The sequence below is a fragment of the Stenotrophomonas sp. YAU14D1_LEIMI4_1 genome (genome assembly GCF_003086815.1).
In the GTDB taxonomy this organism is placed as follows: domain Bacteria; phylum Pseudomonadota; class Gammaproteobacteria; order Xanthomonadales; family Xanthomonadaceae; genus Stenotrophomonas.
Window position 1 is genome coordinate 3890800 of the sequence record NZ_CP025997.1, and the last position, 19983, is coordinate 3910782.

Annotated in this window: 14 protein-coding genes; 3 read left to right on the forward strand and 11 right to left on the reverse strand. The window is 67.1% G+C overall.

All coding sequences use genetic code 11. The features are described from left to right. Positions 1 to 15: 15 nt before the first annotated feature. The 11 genes from C1932_RS17815 to C1932_RS17865 all read right to left on the reverse strand — a co-directional run bounded on the left by C1932_RS17815 (position 16) and on the right by C1932_RS17865 (position 11904). Positions 16 to 888 carry an energy transducer TonB gene (locus tag C1932_RS17815; protein ID WP_234412192.1) on the reverse strand — a complete coding sequence of 291 codons (873 nt, stop codon included), beginning with the start codon at positions 886 to 888 and terminating at the stop codon, positions 16 to 18. 62 nt (positions 889 to 950) lie between these two features. Continuing rightward, positions 951 to 2681: a bifunctional isocitrate dehydrogenase kinase/phosphatase gene (gene aceK / locus C1932_RS17820; protein WP_108763064.1), complete on the reverse strand. Its 1731-nt coding sequence runs from the start codon at positions 2679 to 2681 to the stop codon at positions 951 to 953. A 172-nt stretch (positions 2682 to 2853) separates the two neighbouring features. Beyond that, positions 2854 to 3213 (reverse strand): hypothetical protein, encoded by a 360-nt coding sequence (locus C1932_RS17825; RefSeq protein ID WP_108751060.1) that lies wholly within the window; start codon positions 3211 to 3213, stop codon positions 2854 to 2856. A 54-nt stretch (positions 3214 to 3267) separates the two neighbouring features. Further along, positions 3268 to 3684 (reverse strand): roadblock/LC7 domain-containing protein, encoded by a 417-nt coding sequence (locus tag C1932_RS17830; RefSeq protein ID WP_108751061.1) that lies wholly within the window; start codon positions 3682 to 3684, stop codon positions 3268 to 3270. Next, positions 3677 to 4225: an ATP/GTP-binding protein gene (locus C1932_RS17835; protein WP_108754366.1), complete on the reverse strand. Its 549-nt coding sequence runs from the start codon at positions 4223 to 4225 to the stop codon at positions 3677 to 3679. The genes C1932_RS17830 and C1932_RS17835 overlap by 8 nt, the downstream gene beginning before the upstream one ends. Beyond that, positions 4218 to 5165 carry a hypothetical protein gene (locus C1932_RS17840; RefSeq protein WP_108763065.1) on the reverse strand — a complete coding sequence of 316 codons (948 nt, stop codon included), beginning with the start codon at positions 5163 to 5165 and terminating at the stop codon, positions 4218 to 4220. Before C1932_RS17840 ends, C1932_RS17835 begins: the two co-directional genes overlap by 8 nt. Positions 5166 to 5459: 294 nt before the next feature. Next, the gene (locus tag C1932_RS17845; RefSeq protein ID WP_108763066.1) at positions 5460 to 7682 is read right to left on the reverse strand and encodes an NADP-dependent isocitrate dehydrogenase; all 2223 of its coding nucleotides are present in this window, start codon (positions 7680 to 7682) and stop codon (positions 5460 to 5462) included. Positions 7683 to 8067: 385 nt separating this feature from the next. Next, entirely contained in the window at positions 8068 to 8577 is a 510-nt protein-coding gene (locus C1932_RS17850) for a hypothetical protein (protein ID WP_108751065.1), read from the reverse strand. Between the two features lie 57 nt (positions 8578 to 8634). Continuing rightward, positions 8635 to 8928, reverse strand: coding sequence for a LysM peptidoglycan-binding domain-containing protein (locus tag C1932_RS17855; RefSeq protein ID WP_108757357.1), 294 nt, complete (start codon positions 8926 to 8928; stop codon positions 8635 to 8637). Between the two features lie 154 nt (positions 8929 to 9082). Beyond that, positions 9083 to 9901: an NADPH-dependent 7-cyano-7-deazaguanine reductase QueF gene (gene queF / locus C1932_RS17860; protein ID WP_108763067.1), complete on the reverse strand. Its 819-nt coding sequence runs from the start codon at positions 9899 to 9901 to the stop codon at positions 9083 to 9085. A 683-nt stretch (positions 9902 to 10584) separates the two neighbouring features. Next, positions 10585 to 11904 carry a M20 family metallopeptidase gene (locus tag C1932_RS17865; protein WP_108754371.1) on the reverse strand — a complete coding sequence of 440 codons (1320 nt, stop codon included), beginning with the start codon at positions 11902 to 11904 and terminating at the stop codon, positions 10585 to 10587. A 186-nt stretch (positions 11905 to 12090) separates the two neighbouring features. Here C1932_RS17865 and C1932_RS17870 point away from each other — a divergent pair, with 186 nt between their 5' ends. The 3 genes from C1932_RS17870 (at position 12091) to C1932_RS17880 (ending at position 19794) form a co-directional block, all read left to right on the forward strand. Then, entirely contained in the window at positions 12091 to 13332 is a 1242-nt protein-coding gene (locus C1932_RS17870; protein ID WP_108763068.1) for an efflux RND transporter periplasmic adaptor subunit, read from the forward strand. Positions 13333 to 13406: 74 nt separating this feature from the next. Then, positions 13407 to 16640 (forward strand): efflux RND transporter permease subunit, encoded by a 3234-nt coding sequence (locus tag C1932_RS17875; protein WP_108754373.1) that lies wholly within the window; start codon positions 13407 to 13409, stop codon positions 16638 to 16640. A 31-nt stretch (positions 16641 to 16671) separates the two neighbouring features. Then, positions 16672 to 19794, forward strand: a complete 3123-nt coding sequence (locus C1932_RS17880) for an efflux RND transporter permease subunit (protein ID WP_108763069.1) — start codon at positions 16672 to 16674, stop codon at positions 19792 to 19794. Positions 19795 to 19983 lie beyond the last annotated feature (189 nt).

The following is a 19983-nucleotide window of genomic DNA, read 5'->3' on the forward strand; positions in this document are numbered from 1 at the left end:
CATGGCGGCGCCGCCTCAGCCCAGTGGGGTCAACAGGCGCGGGCCGTCCTGCGTGCCGACCATGTACACGCCCCCTGCGGGCAGCAGATCGGTGCCGGTGGCCTGCGCATCCTCACCGGTAATCCACGGCGCCTTCTGGCGCGGGCCCGGAATATAGGCGGACCAGCGGCCGTAGCGTTCCTCGCGGTTGTCGATGTCGTAATGCACGGGCACGCGCACGGTCCAGAACTCGCTGTCCTTGTACTTGCCGGTGGTGGGCGGGGTGAAGGTCCAGCCCTTGGCGGTCCTGACGCTGGCATCGGCCAGGGTCTTGCGCAGCAGATCCATGGTGCGCGCCGGGCCCACCGACGTCAGGTTGGTCTGCTCGGCCACGACATCGGCCACGGTGCCGTCCCGGGCGACCTTCACCAGCAGCAGCACCATGCCCTGCCCGCGCATGGCCCACGCACGCTGCGGGTATTCCGGTCGTGTCAGGCGCAGGCCCTTCACCTCATCGGTACTGGCCCCCTTGCTGGCATTGGCCGGGCCGAAGTTGGCGTCGGCCACCCGCACCTGCATGCTTTCCTCGGACATGTTGTCAGCCAGCAGGCGCAGCCGCACCGCCGTGCGTGCCGGCACGGCAGTGCCGTCCACCTTCACCGGTTCAAAACGCCACTGGCCCACGGTGCTTTCCACCAGTGCGGCAACGCCTTCGCCCACCTTGTCGCGCTTGTCCAGACGGAAGCCTTCCACCTGTCCTTCGCGGCCGATATCGATGACGCCCGTGAGGGTCAGGCTGGCCTCGGCCTGCTTGCGCACTTCCCGCGCGGTCTGCGCCTGCGCGCTGTCGAAGGTCACTGCGCCGGCACCCACTGCCAGGGCCACGGCCAGGAAAAGAGATGTACGCATCACAGCCACTCCTTGTGCATGAAGACCACAGGCTACCCCATCCCGGCCAGGGCATCCAAGGCTCAGGCCAGCCGGTGCGCCCCCGAATAAGGGGGGGTATCGGGGTAATCGCCGGCCGCGAAACGGGCCTGCAGCCCCTGCCACCACAGCGGATCGAACAGATGGCGATAGTGCTCGCGCACCGCCGCCAGCTCCTGCGCGGGCAGCCCCATGAACGGGCCGAAGCGCTCGGGGAAAACGTCACGCGGCCCCACATGGAACCAGGGTTCGTCTGCCATGGCCTCTTCCGGTGAGGGCGGCTGCGGCCAGGCGCGGAACACGCACTCGCTGACCAGGCACAGTTCGTCATAGTCGTAGAACACCGCGCGCCCATGCCGCGATACACCGAAGTTCTTCGGCAACATGTCGCCCGGGAAGATGTTGTTGCGTGCCATGTCGGTGATCGCCTGCGCGTAGTCCAGCACCGCTGCACGCACGGCGTCGCCGCTCTGTTCGCGCAGGTACAGATTCAACGGCCGGAAACGGCGCTGCACGTAGCACAGCGCGATCTCGATCTCATCGCCATCCACGCGCACGCTCTGCGCGCACTGCTGCAGCAGCTCGTCCAGCAGCGCCGGAGCAAACCGCGCGCGCGGGAAGCGCAGGTGCCGGTACGGCTGCGCGTCCAGCAGGCGCCCCACCCGGTCCAGGTTGAACACCAGCGCGTATTTCTCTTCCACCTGCTGCCGCGACATGGCCTTGGGCCAGGCGAAACGGTCGCGTATCAGCTTGAACACCAGCGGGTAGCTGGGCAGGGTGAACACCGCCATGACCATGCCCGGCGTGCCTTCGGCATGCACCAGTTGCTCGTTGGGATGGTCGCCGAAATGGCGGAAGAACGTGCGATAACGCTCGGTCTTACCCTGCTTGGCGCGGCCCAGCACGGTGTACAGCTCATCGATGGGTTTGCCCGGCAGCAGGCTGCGCAGGAACACCACCGCATCGCCCACCGTGGCCAGGTCGGCCTGGAAGTAGCTGCGCGATACACCGAACAGGTGGGCGACATCGCGCCGGCGGGTCAGCACGGCGTCGGCACGCAGGCCGCCGGCATAGTTCACCAGGGCAATCACGCAGGGCGAGAAACGGTGTTCGCCAAATACACGCCCCACCAGGTACGCGCGGCGCTCGCGGTAGAACACCGTATCCAGCAGTTCGATGCTGCGTACCGGGATATCGCCCCAGTGGGCAAGATCGTCCTGCAGGCGCACCGCGATGGCCGCAGCGCAGCGCAACTGGTGGGCATACGGCACATCGAAGCGATAGTCGGCCAGCACCCGCTGCAGGGCCTCCACCGGCCGGGTGGCCGAGACCGAGTAGGTGTGGCGGGCCACCGGGTGGGTGATCGCATCGGAGGGCTCGATGTCGAAGGCGATGAATTCCACCGCCGGATCGACGCCGCGGGTGCCGAACAAACGCCGTGACAGCGTGTTGTAGAAGGTCTTGTACAGCTCGGCGTCGATCAGCCCCTGCAGCAGGGTGGTGAAGTGCGCATGCACCTGCAGCCACAGCGCGCGCTCGCCGACGGCCTCGCCGGCCAACCGCCGCAGGGCATCCATGCGTTCGGCAATGCACCGGTCGTACAGGGCGATACGCTCGACCGCGTCCTGGCGCGCGCCGGCCCAATCGCGCTGCTCGAAGCGGCCGCGCGCGCGCGCCGTGATCGCGGCGAAGCGCGCGTGATAATCCTCGAAGCCGGCCGCGATGGCCTGGGCAAGGCGCAGGGGCAGTTCCGGCGGAAAGTCGAGGGCGGCCATGGGCCAACCATACGCCGCCGTGGGGTGGCTTGTGTAGAGTCGAGCGCGGCGGCTGCTTTTCCGTAGAGTCGAGCTTGCTCGACTGCCTTTCCGTAGAGTCGAGCTTGCTCGACTGCTTTGGGTAGAAGCAGTCGAGCAAGCTCGACTCTACGAAAGGCGGTCAGGCCGGCGGTCAGATCGCCAGTTCGGCTTCCACGTCCTGCACCTTGCGCCGGGCCAGGGCCAGGTTGCTCTTGGTCCGGTCCAGCACGATGTAGAAGAACAGGCCCTTCTTGCGCGCCACCGGGCGCATGATGTGGTACGCCTTGCCCAGCGAAATCAGGATGTCTTCAATGCTGTCGTTGAGGTTCAGCGAGGCGGCGGTCTTCATCTTGGCGCGGATCACTTCGGTGTTGCCGGCGGCCGCCACCTCCATGTCCATGCCCGCGCCGGCCTCGCCCAGCAGCATGCCGCTCTCGTAATCGACCAGGGCCACGGCCTGCGCGCCGTCGATACCCATCAGTGCATTCAGCGATTCAGTCAGTCCAGCCACGTGCGCTCCCCTTCATCTTGTTGGTTCGAGCCCCTGGTTCCCCTGCGGCCGGGCTCACGTTCCGCCGAGTTCGGCCAGGATCTCCCGGCCACATTCCCTGCTCTGCCACAGCACCTGGCCGATCACGCTGCGCTGGTCGCACGCGGCCATCAGCAGCAGCGGTGCACGCCCTTCGGCGGTAATGGCCAGCATCAGCACTTTGCCGCCGGCGGCCTCCAGCATCAGCGTCTGCAGTTCTCCCAGCACCAGTTCGCGGCCCACCGCGCCGGCCAGCGCCAGCATGGCGCTGGTCATGGCCGCCAGCCGTTCACCGCGCCCTTCGGCACCGGCACTGACCACTGCAAAGCCATCCACACTGGCCAGCACCACCGCACGCACGCCTTCCACGCGCTGGCGCAGGTCGTGCAGCAACGGCTGCAGGCGGGCGCGTTGTCGTTCGTCCGGCAACAGGGCCGGCTGTCCGTCAGCCATGCGCGGCCACCAGGGCGTGCGCTTCCATTTCGCTCATCAGTACATCCATCAGCAGCAGTCCCTGCTCACGATCGCGGGCATCCAGTGGCAGCAGCGGCAGCGGTTGTCCGTCCAGCACGGCGCGTGCCGCCCAGTCGTCCAGTACCGCTGCAGGTGCCAGGTCCAGGTGGGTGACCGCCACCACCAGCGCCAGCGAACCGGCGAAGGGCTGCAGGGCCTGCAGGTAGGTGTCCAGTTCGGTGGCCAGGCCACTACGGCGCGCGTCCAGCAGCAGCACCGCGCCACGCGCGCCCTGCAGCAGGATCGGCCACAGGAAGTCGAAGCGCTGCTGGCCCGGCGTGCCGTACAGGCGCAGGCGCTCGCCGTTGGGCAGGTCGATGTCGGCGTAGTCCAGGGCCACCGTGGTCGAGGCTTTGTCGGCACCGGCGCGATCACTGTTGGCCACATCGGTGTCGATCACCGCCCCGGCCGCGATGCTGCGCACCAGCGTCGATTTGCCGCTGCCCATGCCGCCCAGCACCACCACCTTGTGTTCACGCATGGCGTTCGTTCCCGCGCAGGCTGCGCCACAGACGGGCCAGCAGGCCATGGTCGGGCGTGCCGCTGCGCAGCGGCGTGGCCGCCGACGTGGCCGAACCCTGCAACTGGGCGTAACCGCACAGGTAGGCCGCATGCACGAAGTCACGCACGGCCGCAGCGGGAAGCTCCAGCAGCATCGCGCACTCATCCACCGTGCTGGCGCGCTTGAGCAGCAGCGAGCACAGGCGGAAGGCGTCGTGATCGTGGCCCAGCACGCGGAAATCCGGCCAGCGCAGCAGCTTCACCGTGGCCCCGCGCAGGCGCTCGTCCAGTGCCTGCCAGTGGCGGCTGCGCTGCGCCCATTGCCACAGCAGCGGGCGCAGCGGCTGGCGCGGCCGCGTACCGGCCAGCGCCTGCAGCTGCACGGGCGTGAGCGCGTCCAGTTGCAGGTGTTCGAATCCGTCGGCCAGGCGTTCCACCAGCAGCGCGGCAGGCTCCTGCAGCAGCACCGCCTGGTCCTGTTCGATATCCATCAGCAGCAGCGGCTGGCCCTCCAGGGCCAGCAGCAACTGGCCCTGGCGCAATGGCAGGCGCTCGCGCAGCAGGCGGGTGATGGCATGGGCGCCGTCGGCCAGGCGTACCGGTGTGGACGGCGGTGCGGCCTGCATGCCGCGCAATGCATGGCCGATGGCGCCGTCGTCCAGCACATCGTGGCCGCCATCGCCGCGGCGCAGCTGCCCACCGATGTCTTCTATCCAGCACTGCAGGCGGGGCCGCTGCTGGCGCATGCGCAGTGCCGCATTGCGCAGCGCCGGCGTATCGCGGATCACCAGCAGATCGCAGTCATCCAGATCCTGGCTGCGGCGGATCTGCCCGTCGGGCAATGCCGAGGCCACACGCAGGCGCTGCAGCAGTGCCTGCTCGCCCTGGATATCGGTTCCCACCACCAGCACGCGTGCCATCCGAGTTCCCCGGGCAACCGCCTCCCCGGCGGTTTCGCAGGCCAAGGCTAGGACAAGTGAGACACGGCGGGCCGTGACCCATTGCTCAGATTGCAGCGGGTGGTGAAAGGGCACACAGCGGTTCTGCGACGGCCATCGGGGGCAAGTTTCATGCCGTTTTGACGGCATTGGGGCATGGGGTCGGAGCCCTCTGCTTCGCAGCGGGATCCGACCCCGGGCACCAACTCCTGGCTCCAGCAAAAAGAAACCCGCGCCGAAGCGCGGGTTTCTTCTTCACAACGAGGCGGCGGTGGATCAGCCGCGCAGCTGTTCCAGGGCGGCGTTCAGGGTCGCGCTGGGGCGCATGGCCTGGCTGGCCTTGGCCACGTCCGGACGGTAGTAGCCACCGATATCCACGGCCTTGCCCTGCACCGCGATCAGCTCGTCAACGATCTTCTGTTCGTTGTCGCTCAGCGCCTTGGCCAGCGGTGCGAAGCGCGCCTTCAGTGCGGCATCGTCGTCCTGCGCAGCCAGCGCCTGCGCCCAGTACAGGGCGATGTAGAAGTGGCTGCCACGGTTGTCGATGCCACCCAGCTTGCGCGACGGCGACTTGTCGTTGTCCAGGAACTGGCCGTTGGCTTCGTCCAGCGCCTTGGCCAGCACACGGGCGGCGGCGTTGTCGTAGCGGTTGCCCAGGTGTTCCAGCGACGCGGCCAGGGCCAGGAATTCACCCAGCGAATCCCAGCGCAGGTAATCCTCTTCCACGAACTGCTGCACGTGCTTGGGGGCCGAACCACCGGCGCCGGTCTCGAACAGACCACCACCGGCCATCAGCGGCACGATCGACAGCATCTTGGCGCTGGTGCCCAGTTCCATGATCGGGAACAGGTCGGTCAGGTAATCGCGCAGCACGTTGCCGGTCACCGAAATGGTGTCCTCGCCCTTGCGGATGCGATCCAGCGAGAACGCGGTCGCTTCCACCGGCGGCAGGATGCGGATGTCCAGGCCGTGGGTGTCGTGGTCCTTCAGGTACTGCTCGACCTTGGCGATGACCTGCGCGTCGTGGGCGCGGGCGGCATCGAGCCAGAACACGGCCGGGGTGCTGCTCAGGCGGGCGCGTTCGACGGCCAGCTTGACCCAGTCCTGGATCGGCGCGTCCTTGGTCTGGCACATGCGCCAGATGTCACCGGCTTCCACGGCGTGTTCGAAGACCACGTTGCCGGCATCGTCGGTGACCTTGACCACGCCGTCGGCGGCGATCTGGAAGGTCTTGTCGTGCGAGCCGTATTCTTCGGCCTTCTGCGCCATCAGGCCGACGTTCGGCACCGAACCCATGGTGGCCGGGTTGAACGCACCGTGGGCCTTGCAGTCGTCGATGACCGCCTGGTACACGCCGGCGTAGCAGCGATCGGGGATGATGGCCTTGGTGTCCTGCAGCTTGCCTTCGGCATTCCACATCTTGCCCGAGTCGCGGATCATCGCCGGCATCGAGGCGTCGACGATCACGTCGCTCGGCACGTGCAGGTTGGTGATGCCCTTGTCCGAGTTGACCATGGCCACGCCCGGGCGCTGTGCGTATTCGGCAGCCAGGTCGGCTTCGATCGCGGCGCGGGTGCTTTCCGGCAGCGACGGCAGGCGCGCAGCCAGGTCACCAATACCGTTGTTGGCATCGAAACCGGCCTGCTTCAGCACGTCGGCGTGCTTGGCCAGCACGTCCTTGTAGAACTCGTTGACCACCACGCCGAACATGATCGGGTCGGAGACCTTCATCATGGTGGCCTTCAGGTGCAGCGAGAACAGCACGCCCTGCGCCTTGGCATCTTCGATCTGCGCGGCGATGAAGCTGGCCAGCGCCTTGCGGCTCATCACCGCGGCATCGACGATCTCGCCGGCCTTGACCGCGGTCTTTTCCTTCAGCACGACGGCGCTGCCGTCCTTGCCGTGGAAGGTGATCTTCAGCGCACCGGCGTTGGCCAGCGTGGCCGACTTTTCGCTGCCGTAGAAATCACCGGCGGCCATGTGCGAAACGTGCGACTTCGAATCCGACGCCCAGGCGCCCATGCGGTGCGGGTGCTTGCGGGCGTAGTTCTTCACCGACAGCGGCGCGCGGCGGTCGGAGTTGCCTTCGCGCAGCACCGGGTTCACCGCGCTGCCCTTGACCTTGTCGTAGCGCGCCTTGTAGTCGCGCTGCTGGTCGTCGGCCGGGGTTTCCGGGTAATCCGGCAGCGGATAGCCCTGGTCCTGCAGTTCCTTGATGGCCGCCTTCAGCTGCGGCACCGAGGCGGAGATGTTCGGCAGCTTGATGATGTTGGCGTCCGGGGTGGTCGCCAGCTGGCCCAGCTCGGCCAAGTCGTCGCTGACCTTCTGCGCATCGCTCAGCAGTTCCGGGAACTGCGACAGGATGCGGCCGGACAGCGAGATGTCACGGGTTTCCACCACGATGCCAGCGGTGGCGGTATAGGCGTCGATGATCGGCAGCAGCGACTGGGTCGCCAGGAACGGTGCTTCGTCGGTCAGCGTATAGAGGATCTTGGACATGGGGGACTTGGACTCTGTAGCAGTTCTCAGGGGAAGGCCGGCGCCAGCGCCGGGCCACGTGCAACCGTGTCACTTTCCCTCGTCGCCGTCAGGGTGGGCGCGCGGCGGGGAAACCCCTGCATTGTCGCGTTTTCAGCCGCGCGGGGCAAAGCCATGCCATACGCCAAGGTACTGCGCTGCGGCAACGCAGTGATCCATTGCCGTGGTATCGGTTGCAACCATCGCCGCGCGCCCACGCGTGGCGTGGCCTACACCCTGCGCGGCGGCCGTTCGGGTAGATCCACGCCATGCGTGGATGCGGCCCAGCGTGCAACCGCCCAGCAAAAAAGACGCAGCCTCGCGGCTGCGTCCATCGTGAGTCCAACCGGGAGAGAGTCGGCGGGACTTACTTGACCTCGAACTCCTGCGGCGTTCCGGCCGCCTTACCATCAACCATGACTTCGGCGCGGTACTTGCCGGCCGGCCAGCCATTGGCATTCTTGAACGTGATGTTGGTGGTCTCGGCGCCGCTGGTGTTCAGCGTGGCGCTCTGTTCACCGGCCACCTGGCCGTCCTGGAAGGTCAGCTTGGCGCCCACGTTGACGTTGCTGGCGGCGCCATCGGTCTTCACCGAGACGACCACATCGTCCTTCGGCGCGAACAGCGCGGCCGTGGCAACGGACTTGTCCGCAGCCGCGCTCTTGCCCACGGTGACCGAGGACACGGCCACGGCGCTTGCGGCGGCCATCGGCGGCGGCGCGCCGGTCATCGGCGCCGGTGCCGGCTCGGCCGGGGCAGTGGCGGCCGGGGCGGCATTGGTATCGGTGGATTCTTCCTTCTTCTTGCAGCCCACCAGGGCAACACTGCCCAGCAGGGCGGCCAGCAGGGCGTTCTGAAGCGGCGTGGTCTTGATCATTCGTGGTTTCTCCCAGGCATGTTCGGATAGCGATCGTGGGCCGGTTGCGGGTCCGGCTTACTTCGGCGGCAGCTTCAGGGTCTGGCCCGGGAAGATCTTGTCCGGGTCGTCAAGCACATCGCGGTTGGCCTCGAAGATCTTCTTCCAGGCATTGGCATCGCCCAGGTGCTGCTTGGCGATCTTCGACAGCGAATCTCCCTTCTGCACGGTGTAAGTGCCGCCACTGACAACATCAGCGGTGCTGTCCACCGATGCGCTCACGCCGGAAAAGTCCGCCTTGGGAACCTGTTGCGCGGTACTGTCGACGCTGGCGCTTACGCCGGAGAAATCGGCCTTCTTCTCGGTACTCATCCACACACTCCCGTCTGCATGACTACGTGGTATGCACGGTGCCATGGCGGTTGTTAAATGGGGATGGTGCAGATGTGAAGCCGCCCCCCGGGGCGGCTGAACAATCGGGGGGGGCCGATGGTCGCTGCGCTGGCCGCGCGTGGCCCGGCGGCGGTTATTGGCGCAGTTCGCGGTAGGTCGCAGCGGGGGCTGCGATGCCGGGGCTGGCGCGCCAGGGATTGATGTCCAGTCCACCACGGCGGGTATAGCGCGCTTCCACTTCCAGCCACTGTGGCTGGCAACGCGCGGACACCTCACTGAAGATGCGCTCGACACACTGCTCGTGGAACTCGGCGTGCTCGCGGTAGCTGACCAGATAGCGCAGCAGGCCGGCACGATCGATCTTCGGGCCGCGGTAGCGCAGGCTGACCGTGGCCCAGTCCGGCTGGCCGGTCACCGGGCAGTTGGATTTCAGCAAGGCCGACACCAGGGTCTCTTCCACCACGTCGCCCGCGTCGGCAGCAAGATAGTCGGCCTGCGGCGGGCCGTAGCAGTCGATCTCCACCTCCAGCCCGTCGATGGACTCACCCAGCGGTGCTTCGCGCAGCGCCGGCAGGCCGAATTCCACCTGCACCGGCGCACCGGCGCAGTCCGACAGATCGGCAACCAGGCGCTCGCGCAGTGCTTCGGCACTGTCGATACGGGTGCTGTTGAGAGAGTTCAGGTACAGCTTGAACGACTTCGATTCGATCAGCCGCGGCGAGGTGCACGGCACCTGCACGGTGGCCACGGCCACCTGCGGCTTGCCACGCGGGTCGAGCCAGCTCAGTTCGAAGGCATGCCAGCGGTCATGGCCGACGAACGGCAGCGCGGCATCATCCAGGCCGATTTCCGAACGGGCGCCGATGCGCGGGATGGGAAACAGCAGGCCGGGATCGTACTGCGACGGGTAACTGACCTCGCGACCGAGGCTGGAGTCCTGGGGGGTGTTCATGGGCGTCATTGTATCGCGCGCAGGGCGGGCCTTCGGCCGGGTCGGCCAACGGCGGAGCCCCTCCGTGGTGGTTAAGAGCAGGATCTCGGGGTTGGCCGGGAGGGTGTGTTGGCTGGGGGACGCTGCAATTACTTCCATGTAAGCTCGGTCGCCGCATCCATGCGGCTCACGCCCCCAGCCAACCCACCCTCCCGGCCACGGACAGTTTCCCGCGCCACCCCGGGAAAGATCAGGAAAATCAAATTCAAAAGCAGAAGCCGGCCGTTCAGACGTTCATGACGTCCGCCATCCACGCATGGCGTGGATGGATCCATCAGATATCGAAACGATTCCGGGGTCGGAGCCCGTTGCGAAACAACGGGATCCGACCCCGTGCCGTTCCGACGGATCGCAGGAAACTGTCGGGGGCGGGGTGGTGTGGGCTTGCAGGACCGCAGGCGCCATGGGCCCGAGGCATGCCTCGGGCGGGTTGGGCAGGACGCCCCAACCCCGGTCTTGCCGTGTGCGCAGGATTGCGCACACGAGCAAGGCGCCTACGAGCCCCCATGGACGGGTTTACGGCGTGTCCTGCAAGCCCACACCGCTCCGCCCAACCCACAGAAAACCAGCCCAGCTTTTGACGTTGACGTTGATGTTGCCTTTGATTGCAGCGGGTGCAGGGCTGCAAGCCCTGCCGGTAACCCTCACCCCGCCGGGGTGCCGGCGCCGTGCAGGTAATCCAGGCTGACCTGCAGCAACGCGCGCAGGCCCACATCCAGCGCCTTCTCATCCAACAGGAACTTCGGCGAATGGTTCGCCGGCGCCGTCGCCGGGTCGATGCCCACGCTGGTGGAACCGACGAAGAAGAACATGCCCGGCACTTCCTTGGCGTACAGCGAGAAATCCTCCGCGCCCATCTGCAGGGGCGGCTCGTAGACATTGTCCTTGCCCACCACTGCCTGCAGGCTCGGCAGCATCTTCGCGGTCAGCGCCGGGTCGTTCACCGTGGCCGGGTTGCCCTCGGCCTCGTAGATCTCGGTCACCGCCTTGGCCCCGTGCGCCGCGGCCGTGTGCTCGGCCACGTTGCGCAGATCGGCGAAGATCTGCTGGCGCATGCCCTCATCGAAGGTGCGGATGGTGCCGACCATCTCCACTTCGTCGGGAATGATGTTGTAGCGGATACCGCCGTTGATCGCACCGAAGGTCAGCACCGCCGGCTGCTTGGACAGATTGGTGCGGCGGCTGACGATAGTCTGCGCAGTGCCGACCAGATCGGCGGTGGCCACGATCGGGTCCACGCCGTTCCACGGCGCCGAACCATGCGTCTGTCGACCGATTACCTTGATCCCGAAGCGATCGGACGCCGCCATCAGCGGGCCACCACGCACCGCGATCTGCCCGGCCTGCACGCTGGAGAACACGTGCAGACCAAACACGGCCTCGGGCTTGAAGTCGGCGAACAGGCCTTCCTTCAGCATCAGCGCGGCACCGCCCTCTTCCGGCGGCGGCGCACCTTCTTCGGACGGCTGGAAGATCAGCATCACCTGGCCCGGCAGGTCCTTCTTCATCGCCACCAGTGCCTCGGCCACACCCAGCAGGGTGGCGGTGTGCGCATCATGGCCACAGGCGTGCATCACCCCCACCGTCTGCCCTCGGTACTGCGCCGTAGCCTTGGAGGCGAACGGCAGGCCGGTCTGTTCGGTTACCGGCAACGCGTCCATGTCCGCGCGCAGGGCGATCTTCGGGCCCGGCTTGCCGCCTTCGATGATCGCCACCACGCCGTGGTGGGCAATGCCGGTCTTCGGCTTCAGGCCCATTGCGCGCAGGCGCTTGGCCACTTCGGCCGAGGTGCGTGCTTCGCGGTTGGACAGCTCCGGGTGCTGATGGAAGTCACGACGCCATTCCACCACCTGCGCCTGCAGGCGCTGCGCGGCAGCGGTCACCTCCGGGCGCTCGGCCACGTCGGCATGGGCAAGGGCCGGCACAGCCAGCAACAGGGCGGACAGCAGCAGGGAACGGCGCATCACGGGCTCCAGGGAAGGGGTCTGCACCTGAATGTAGGGCAAGGCCGCCGCTACGGGAACCTCCTTCGCCGCGCCGGGTCTGAGCGCCCGTCCCATCCGTCATGCAGGAAAAGGCATGGGTCACAGGTATGCTTTGTGCATTGCCAATCGGGGCGCTGCCCCATCCAGCCTTCTTGGAGTCCTTGAATGTCACGTGTTTGGAAGATCGTGCTGCTGGTCGTGGTAGTGCTGGTGCTGGCGTTTGTCGGCGTGCGGGTACTGGGCGGCGGCAAGGACAAGGCGGCAGGCCCGGGCGCCGCCGCGCGCCAGGGTGGCGAAGATCCCGATGCCGGCCCGGTGCCGGTCACCGTGGTCGATGCCATCCGCCAGGATGTGCCGGTGTATGCCAGCGCCCTGGGTACGGTCACGGCCATGAACACCGTCACGGTCAGCCCGCAGGTGGGCGGCCAGCTGATGAGCCTCAACTTCCGCGAAGGCCAGGAAGTGAAGCAGGGCGACCTGTTGGCGCAGATCGACCCCCGCAGCGCGCAGGCCAGCTATGACCAGGCCGTGGCCGCCAAGCGCCAGAACGAGGCGCTGCTGGCCACCGCCCGTTCCAACTTCCAGCGCTCCAACGCGCCGGAATACCGCCAGTTCGTCGCCAAGACCGATCTGGATACACAACGAAACCAGGTGTCACAGTACGAAAGCGCAGTGGCCGCCAACGAGGCCAGCGCGCGCGCCGCGCAGGTGCAGCTGCAGTACACCCGCATCACCGCGCCGATCTCCGGCATTGCCGGCATCCGTGCGGTCGACGCTGGCAACGTGGTCAATGCCGGTACCGCGCTGGTCACCCTCACCCAGATCCACCCCATCCACGTGCTGTTCAACCTGCCCGAGCGCCAGCTGGGCGACGTACGCCAGGCGCAGGCGGCCGGCAAGGTGCCGGTGGCGGCGCTGGACCGCGCCGATTCGCACGTGCTGTCCGGTGACGGTTCGCTGGACGTGGTGGACAACCTGATCAGCGCCGACAGCGGCACCTTCAAGGCCCGCGCGATCTTCGAAAACACCGACAACGGCCTGTGGCCGGGCCAGTTCGTCAACGTGCGCATGCAACTGCGCACCATTGCCGGGGGCGTGGTCATTCCCACCCAGGCCGTGCTGCGCGGGCCCGATGGCGAGTACGTCTATCTGGTGCAGGGCGACAACACGGTGAAGATGCAGACCGTGCGCAGTGGCGTGGAAGTGGGCGACAGCCACGTGCAGATCACCGAAGGCCTGAAGGGTGGCGAGCGGGTGGTCAGCGAAGGCCAGTTCCGCCTGAAGCCGGGCAGCAAGGTGACCGCGCTGAAGCCGGGCGAAACCCCCGCGGCGCCCACCGAGGCCGAACTGAAGGCCGCCGAACAGAAGAGTGGCGGCCGCGGCCGTCCCGGTGGTGGCCCGCGCTGAGCGCAGGCCACCCTTTCCTTCCGCGCCGGCCTCGATGCCGGCGCAACCATTGAAGCACCAGCAAGGATCCGTCCGTGGGCTTTTCGACGATCTTCATCCGCCGTCCCATTGCTACCTCGCTGTTGATGGCGGGTTTGTTGCTGCTGGGCATCCTGGGTTACCGCAAGCTGCCGGTGTCGGCACTGCCGGAAATCGATGCCCCCAGCCTGGTGGTCACCACCCAGTACCCGGGTGCCAACGCCACCACCATGGCGTCGCTGGTTACCACCCCGCTGGAACGCCAGTTCGGGCAGATTTCCGGGCTGGAACTGATGACCTCCGATTCGTCGGCCGGGTTGTCCACGATCATCCTGCAGTTCTCGATGGACCGCGACATCGATATCGCCGCGCAGGACGTGCAGGCGGCGATCCGCCAAGCCACCCTGCCCTCGTCGCTGCCCTACCAGCCGGTCTACAACCGGGTGAACCCGGCCGACGCGGCCATCGTCACCCTGAAGCTGACCTCTGACACGCGGCCGCTGCGCGAGGTCAACAACTACGCCGATTCGATCCTCGCCCAGCGCCTGTCGCAGGTGCAGGGCGTGGGCCTGGTGTCGATCGCCGGCAACGTGCGCCCGGCCGTGCGCATCCAGGTCAATCCGGCGCAGCTGTCGAACATGGGCCTGACCATGGAAGAGCTGCGCAGCGCGCTCACCCAGGCCAACGTCAACGCGCCCAAGGGCTCGTTGAACGGCAAGACCCAGTCCTACAGCATCGGTACCAACGACCAGCTGGCCAGTGCCGCCGAGTACCGCGACACCATCATCAGCTACAAGAACGGCCGCCCGGTGCGGCTGTCCGACGTGGCCCAGGTGGTGGACGGCGTGGAAAACGACCAGCTGGCCGCCTGGGCCGACGGCAAGCCGGCGGTGCTGCTGGAAGTGCGCCGCCAGCCGGGCGCCAACATCGTGCAGACCGTCGAACGCATCCGCGCCATCCTGCCGCAGCTGCAGGGCGTGCTGCCGGCCGACGTGCACCTGGAAGTCTTCAACGACCGCACCGAAACCATCCGTGCGTCGGTGCATGAAGTGCAGTTCACCCTGATCCTCACCATCGGCCTGGTGGTGGCGGTCATCTTCGTGTTCCTGCGCCGGCTGTGGGCCACCATCATTCCCTCGGTGGCGGTGCCGCTGTCGCTGGCCGGCACATTCGCGGTGATGGCCTTCACCGGCATGTCGCTGGACAACCTTTCGCTGATGGCGCTGGTGGTGGCCACCGGCTTCGTGGTGGACGATGCGATCGTGATGATCGAGAACATCGTGCGCTACATCGAACAGGGCAAGAGTGGCCGCGAAGCGGCCGAGATCGGCGCACGCCAGATCGGCTTCACCGTGCTGTCGCTCACCGTCTCGCTGGTGGCCGTGTTCCTGCCGCTGCTGCTGATGCCGGGCGTCACCGGCCGCCTGTTCCACGAATTCGCCTGGGTGCTCAGCATTGCCGTAGTGCTGTCGATGCTGATCTCGCTGACGCTCACCCCGATGATGTGCGCCTACCTGCTCAAGCCCGACGCGCTGCCCGAGGGCGAAGACGCGCATGAGCGCGCAGCGGCCGCCGGCAAGCAGAATCTGTGGACGCGCACCGTGGGCCTGTACGAACGCAGCCTGGACTGGGTGCTGGACCACCAGCGCGCCACCCTGGTCGTGGCCGCCGCCGCGCTGGTGCTGACCGTGCTGCTGTACGTGCTGATTCCCAAGGGCCTGCTGCCCGAACAGGACACCGGCCTGATCACCGGCGTGGTGCAGGCCGACCAGAACATCGCCTTCCCGCAGATGGAGCAGCGCACCAAGCAGGTGGCCGAAGCCCTGCGCCAGGACCCGGACGTGACCGGCGTGTCGGCCTTCATCGGTGCCGGCAGCATGAACCCCACGCTCAACCAGGGCCAGCTGTCGATCGTGCTGAAGGAACGCGGCCAGCGCGATGGCCTGGATGAAATCCTGCCGCGCCTGCAGAAGGCCGTAGCCGGCATTCCCGGCGTGGCGCTGTACCTGAAGCCGGTGCAGGACGTGACCCTGGATACGCGCGTGGCCGCCACCGAGTACCAGTACTCGCTGTCCGACGTCGATTCGGCCACCGTGGCCACCCAGGCCACGCGCCTGACCGAGGCGCTGCGCCAGCGCCCGGAGCTGGCGGACGTGGACAACAACCTGTCCAACCAGGGCCGTGCGCTGGAACTGAACATCGACCGCGACAAGGCCAGCGTGCTGGGCGTGCCGATGCAGACCATCGATGACACGCTCTACGATGCGTTCGGCCAGCGCCAGATCTCCACCATCTTCACCGAGCTCAACCAGTACCGCGTGGTGCTGGAAGTGGCGCCGGAGTTCCGCACCAGCACCGCGCTGATGGAACAGCTGGCCGTGGCCTCCAACGGCGCCGGCGCGCTGACCGGCACCAATGCCACCAGTTTCGGCCAGGTCACCTCGTCCAACTCGTCCACCGCCACCGGCATCGGTGCGCAGAACACGGGCATCACCGTGGGCGCGGGCAACATCATTCCGTTGTCGGCGCTGGCCGAAGGCAAGGTGACCAGCGCGCCGCTGGTGGTCAGCCACCAGCAGCAGCTGCCGGCGGTGACCGTCTCCTTCAACGTGGCGCCGGGCTACTCGCTGTCCGATGCGGTCAAGGCCATCGAAGAGACCAAGGCCAGCCTGGACATGCCGGCCCACCTGCATGCCGAGTTCATCGGCAAGGCCGCCGAGTTCACCGGCAGCCAGACCGACGTGGTGTGGCTGCTGCTGGCCTCGCTGGTGGTGATCTACATCGTGCTGGGCGTGCTGTACGAAAGCTACATCCACCCCATCACCATCATTTCCACCCTGCCGCCGGCCGGCGTGGGCGCGCTGCTGGCGCTGATGGTGTGTGGCCTGAGCCTGTCGGTGGACGGCATCGTCGGCATCGTGCTGCTGATCGGCATCGTGAAGAAGAACGGCATCATGATGGTCGACTTCGCCATCGAAGCCCGCCGCGCCGGCGCCAACGCCCACGAAGCGATCCGCCGCGCCTGCCTGCTGCGCTTCCGCCCGATCATGATGACCACCGCCGCGGCGATGCTGGGCGCATTGCCGCTGGCGCTGGGCACCGGCATCGGCTCGGAACTGCGCCGTCCGCTGGGCATCGCCATCGTCGGCGGCCTGCTGCTGTCGCAGCTGGTAACGCTGTACACCACGCCGGTGATCTACCTGTACATGGAACGGTTCTCGGAATGGCTGGCGCGCCGCCGCGAGCAGCGCGCGTTGCGCGACGGTTCGCTGCAGGAGCCGCAGGCATGATCCAGGCCCCGCACCTGCGGGGGGCCACGCGATGAACCTGTCCGGCCCCTTCATCCGCCGCCCGATCGGCACCGCGCTGCTGGCCATCGGCCTGTTCATCATCGGCGTGATCTGCTACCTGAAGCTGGGCGTGTCGGCCCTGCCGAACATCCAGATTCCGGTCATCTTCGTGCACGCCAGCCAGTCCGGCGCCGATGCGGCCACCATGGCCTCCACGGTCACCGCGCCGCTGGAACGCCATCTGGGCCAGCTGCCCGGCATCGACCGCATGCGCTCTTCCAGTTCGGAAGGCAGCTCGCTGGTGTTCATGATCTTCCAGACCGACCGCGATATCGATTCGGCGGCGCTGGACGTGCAGACCGCGATCAACTCGGCGCAGGCCGACCTGCCTTCGGGCATGGGCTCGCCGATGTACCAGAAGGCGAACCCGAACGACGACCCTGTGATCGCCATCGCGCTGACCTCGCAGACGCAGTCGGCCGACGAGCTGTACAACGTGGCCGATTCGCTGCTGGCCCAGCGCATCCGCCAGATTGGCGGCGTGGCCTCGGTGGATATCGCCGGCGCCTCCACGCCAGCCGTGCGCGTGGACGTGAACCTGCGCCTGATGAACGCCCTGGGCCTGACCGCCGACGACCTGCGCAACGCCGTGCGCGCGGCCAACGTCACCTCGCCCACCGGTTTCCTCAGCGACGGCAACACCACCACTGCGATCATCGCCAACGATTCGGTCGCGCGCGCGGCCGACTTCGCCAATCTGGTGGTGAAGACCCAGGGCGATGGCCGGGTGATCCGCCTGAAGGACATCGCCAACGTCTACGACGGCCAGCAGGATGCCTACCAGGCCGCGTGGTTCGACCACAAACCGGCCGTGGTGATGTACGTGTTCACCCGCGCCGGCGCCAACATCGTGGAAACCGTGGACCGGGTGAAGGCGCAGATTCCCGCGCTGCGCGACTACCTGCAGCCCGGCACCACCATGACCCCGTACTTCGACCGTACGCCGACCATCCGCTCGTCGCTGCATGAAGTACAGATCACGTTGCTGATCAGCCTGGCCATGGTGGTGCTGACCATGGCGCTGTTCCTGCGCCGCCTGGCCCCCACCCTGATCGCCGCGGTCACCGTGCCGCTGTCGCTGGCCGGTGCGGCGCTGGTGATGTACGCGCTGGGCTTCACCCTGAACAACCTGAGCCTGCTGGCGCTGGTGATCGCGATCGGTTTCGTGGTGGACGATGCGATCGTGGTGATCGAGAACATCATGCGCCACCTGGACGAAGGCATGCCGCGCCTGCAGGCGGCCTTCACCGGTGCGCGCGAGATCGGCTTCACCATCGTCTCGATCACCGCCTCGCTGGTAGCAGTGTTCATTCCGCTGCTGTTCGCCAGCGGCATGATGGGCGCCTTCTTCCGCGAGTTCACCGTGACCCTGGTGGCGGCCATCGTGGTGTCGATGATCGTCTCGCTGACGCTCACCCCGGCACTGTGCAGCCGCTTCCTGAGCGCGCACGACCACAACGCGGCGCCGTCGCGCTTCGGCCGTTGGCTCGATGCCGGGCACGAGCGCATGCTGCGCATCTACACCGTGTTCCTGGATTTCTCGCTGCGCCACGCGCTGCTGCTCTCGCTCACCCCGCTTATCCTGATCGGCGTCACCATCTTCCTGTTCGGTGCAGTGAAGAAGGGTGCGTTCCCGCCGCAGGACACCGGTCTGATCTGGGGCCGCGCCAATTCCAGCGCCACCGTGTCCTTCGAAGACATGGTCAGCCGCCAGCGCCGCATCACCGACATGCTGATGGCCGACCCGGCGGTGAAGACCGTGGGCGTGCGCCTGGGCAGTGGCCGCCAGGGCTCCAGCGCGCAGTTCAACGTGGAACTGAAATCGCGCAAGGAAGGGCGTCGCGAGACCACCGCCCACGCGCTGGCCCGCCTGAGTGCCAAGGCCGACCGCTACCCCGACCTGCAGCTGCGCCTGCGCGCGATCCAGGATCTGCCCAGCAATGATGGCGGCGGCAACAGCCAAGGTGCGCAGTACCGCATTTCCCTGCAGGGCAACGACTTGGCCGCACTGCAGGAATGGCTGCCCAAGCTGCAGGCCGAGCTGAAGAAGAACCCCAAGCTGCGTGACGTGGGCACCGACGTGGACAACGCAGGCCTGCGCCAGAACATCGAAATCGATCGCGCCAAGGCCGCGCGCCTGGGTGTCTCGGTCGGTGCCATCGACGGTGCGCTGTACGGTGCATTCGGCCAGCGGCAGATTTCCACCATCTATTCGGACATCAACCAGTACAGCGTGGTGGTGAACGCCCTGCCCTCGCAGACCGCCACCCCGGCGGCGCTGGACGAGGTATACGTGAAGGCCAGCAATGGGCAGATGGTGCCGATCACCGCGGTAGCCAGCCAGGTGCCCGGCCTGGCGCCTTCGCAGATCACCCATGAAAACCAGTACACCACGATGGACCTGAGCTACAACCTGGCTCCCGGGGTGAGCATGGGCGAGGCGAAGGCGATCATCGATGCCACCGTGGCCGGCATGCGCATGCCCGGCGACATCCGCCTGGCCGACGACGCCGGCTTCGGTTTCAACTCCGACCCCAGCGACATGCTGATCCTGGTGTTCGCGGCCATCCTGACCGTGTACCTGGTGCTGGGCATGCTGTACGAGAGCCTGATCCACCCGGTCACGATCCTGTCCACCCTGCCGGCGGCGGGCGTGGGCGCGCTGCTGGCGCTGTTCGGCACCAACACCGAACTGTCGGTGATCTCGATGATCGCGCTGGTGCTGCTGATCGGCATCGTGAAGAAGAACGCGATCATGATGATCGACTTCGCCCTGGTGGCACAGCGCGAACACGGCCTGGCCCCGCGCGAAGCGGCACGCGAGGCCAGCATCGTGCGCTTCCGCCCGATCATGATGACCACGATGGTGGCGATCCTGGCGGCGGTACCGCTGGCGATCGGCCTGGGCGAAGGCTCCGAACTGCGTCGGCCGCTGGGCATCGCGATGATCGGCGGCCTGCTGTTCTCGCAGAGCCTGACCCTGCTGAGCACGCCGGCGCTGTACGTGATCTTCTCGTGCCTGGCCGATCGCTGGCGGGCACGCCGCGCACGCAAGCGCGAAGCGAAGCTGCTCAAGCGCGCGGCCCGCGCATAGCCCCGGGGTCAGATCCCTCGCTCTGCGAGGGCTCTGACCCCGTGCGGCGGTCACGGTTTGACGCGCTGTAACGAAAAGAGAACAATTCGCATCAAGCCATGGTCCTGCGCCCCTGCGGCGCCCCGCTCCCGGTTCCCGGTCAGCCTGCGTGATCCCAGCCACTGCCCCTTCCCCCAACCATGGGTGGAT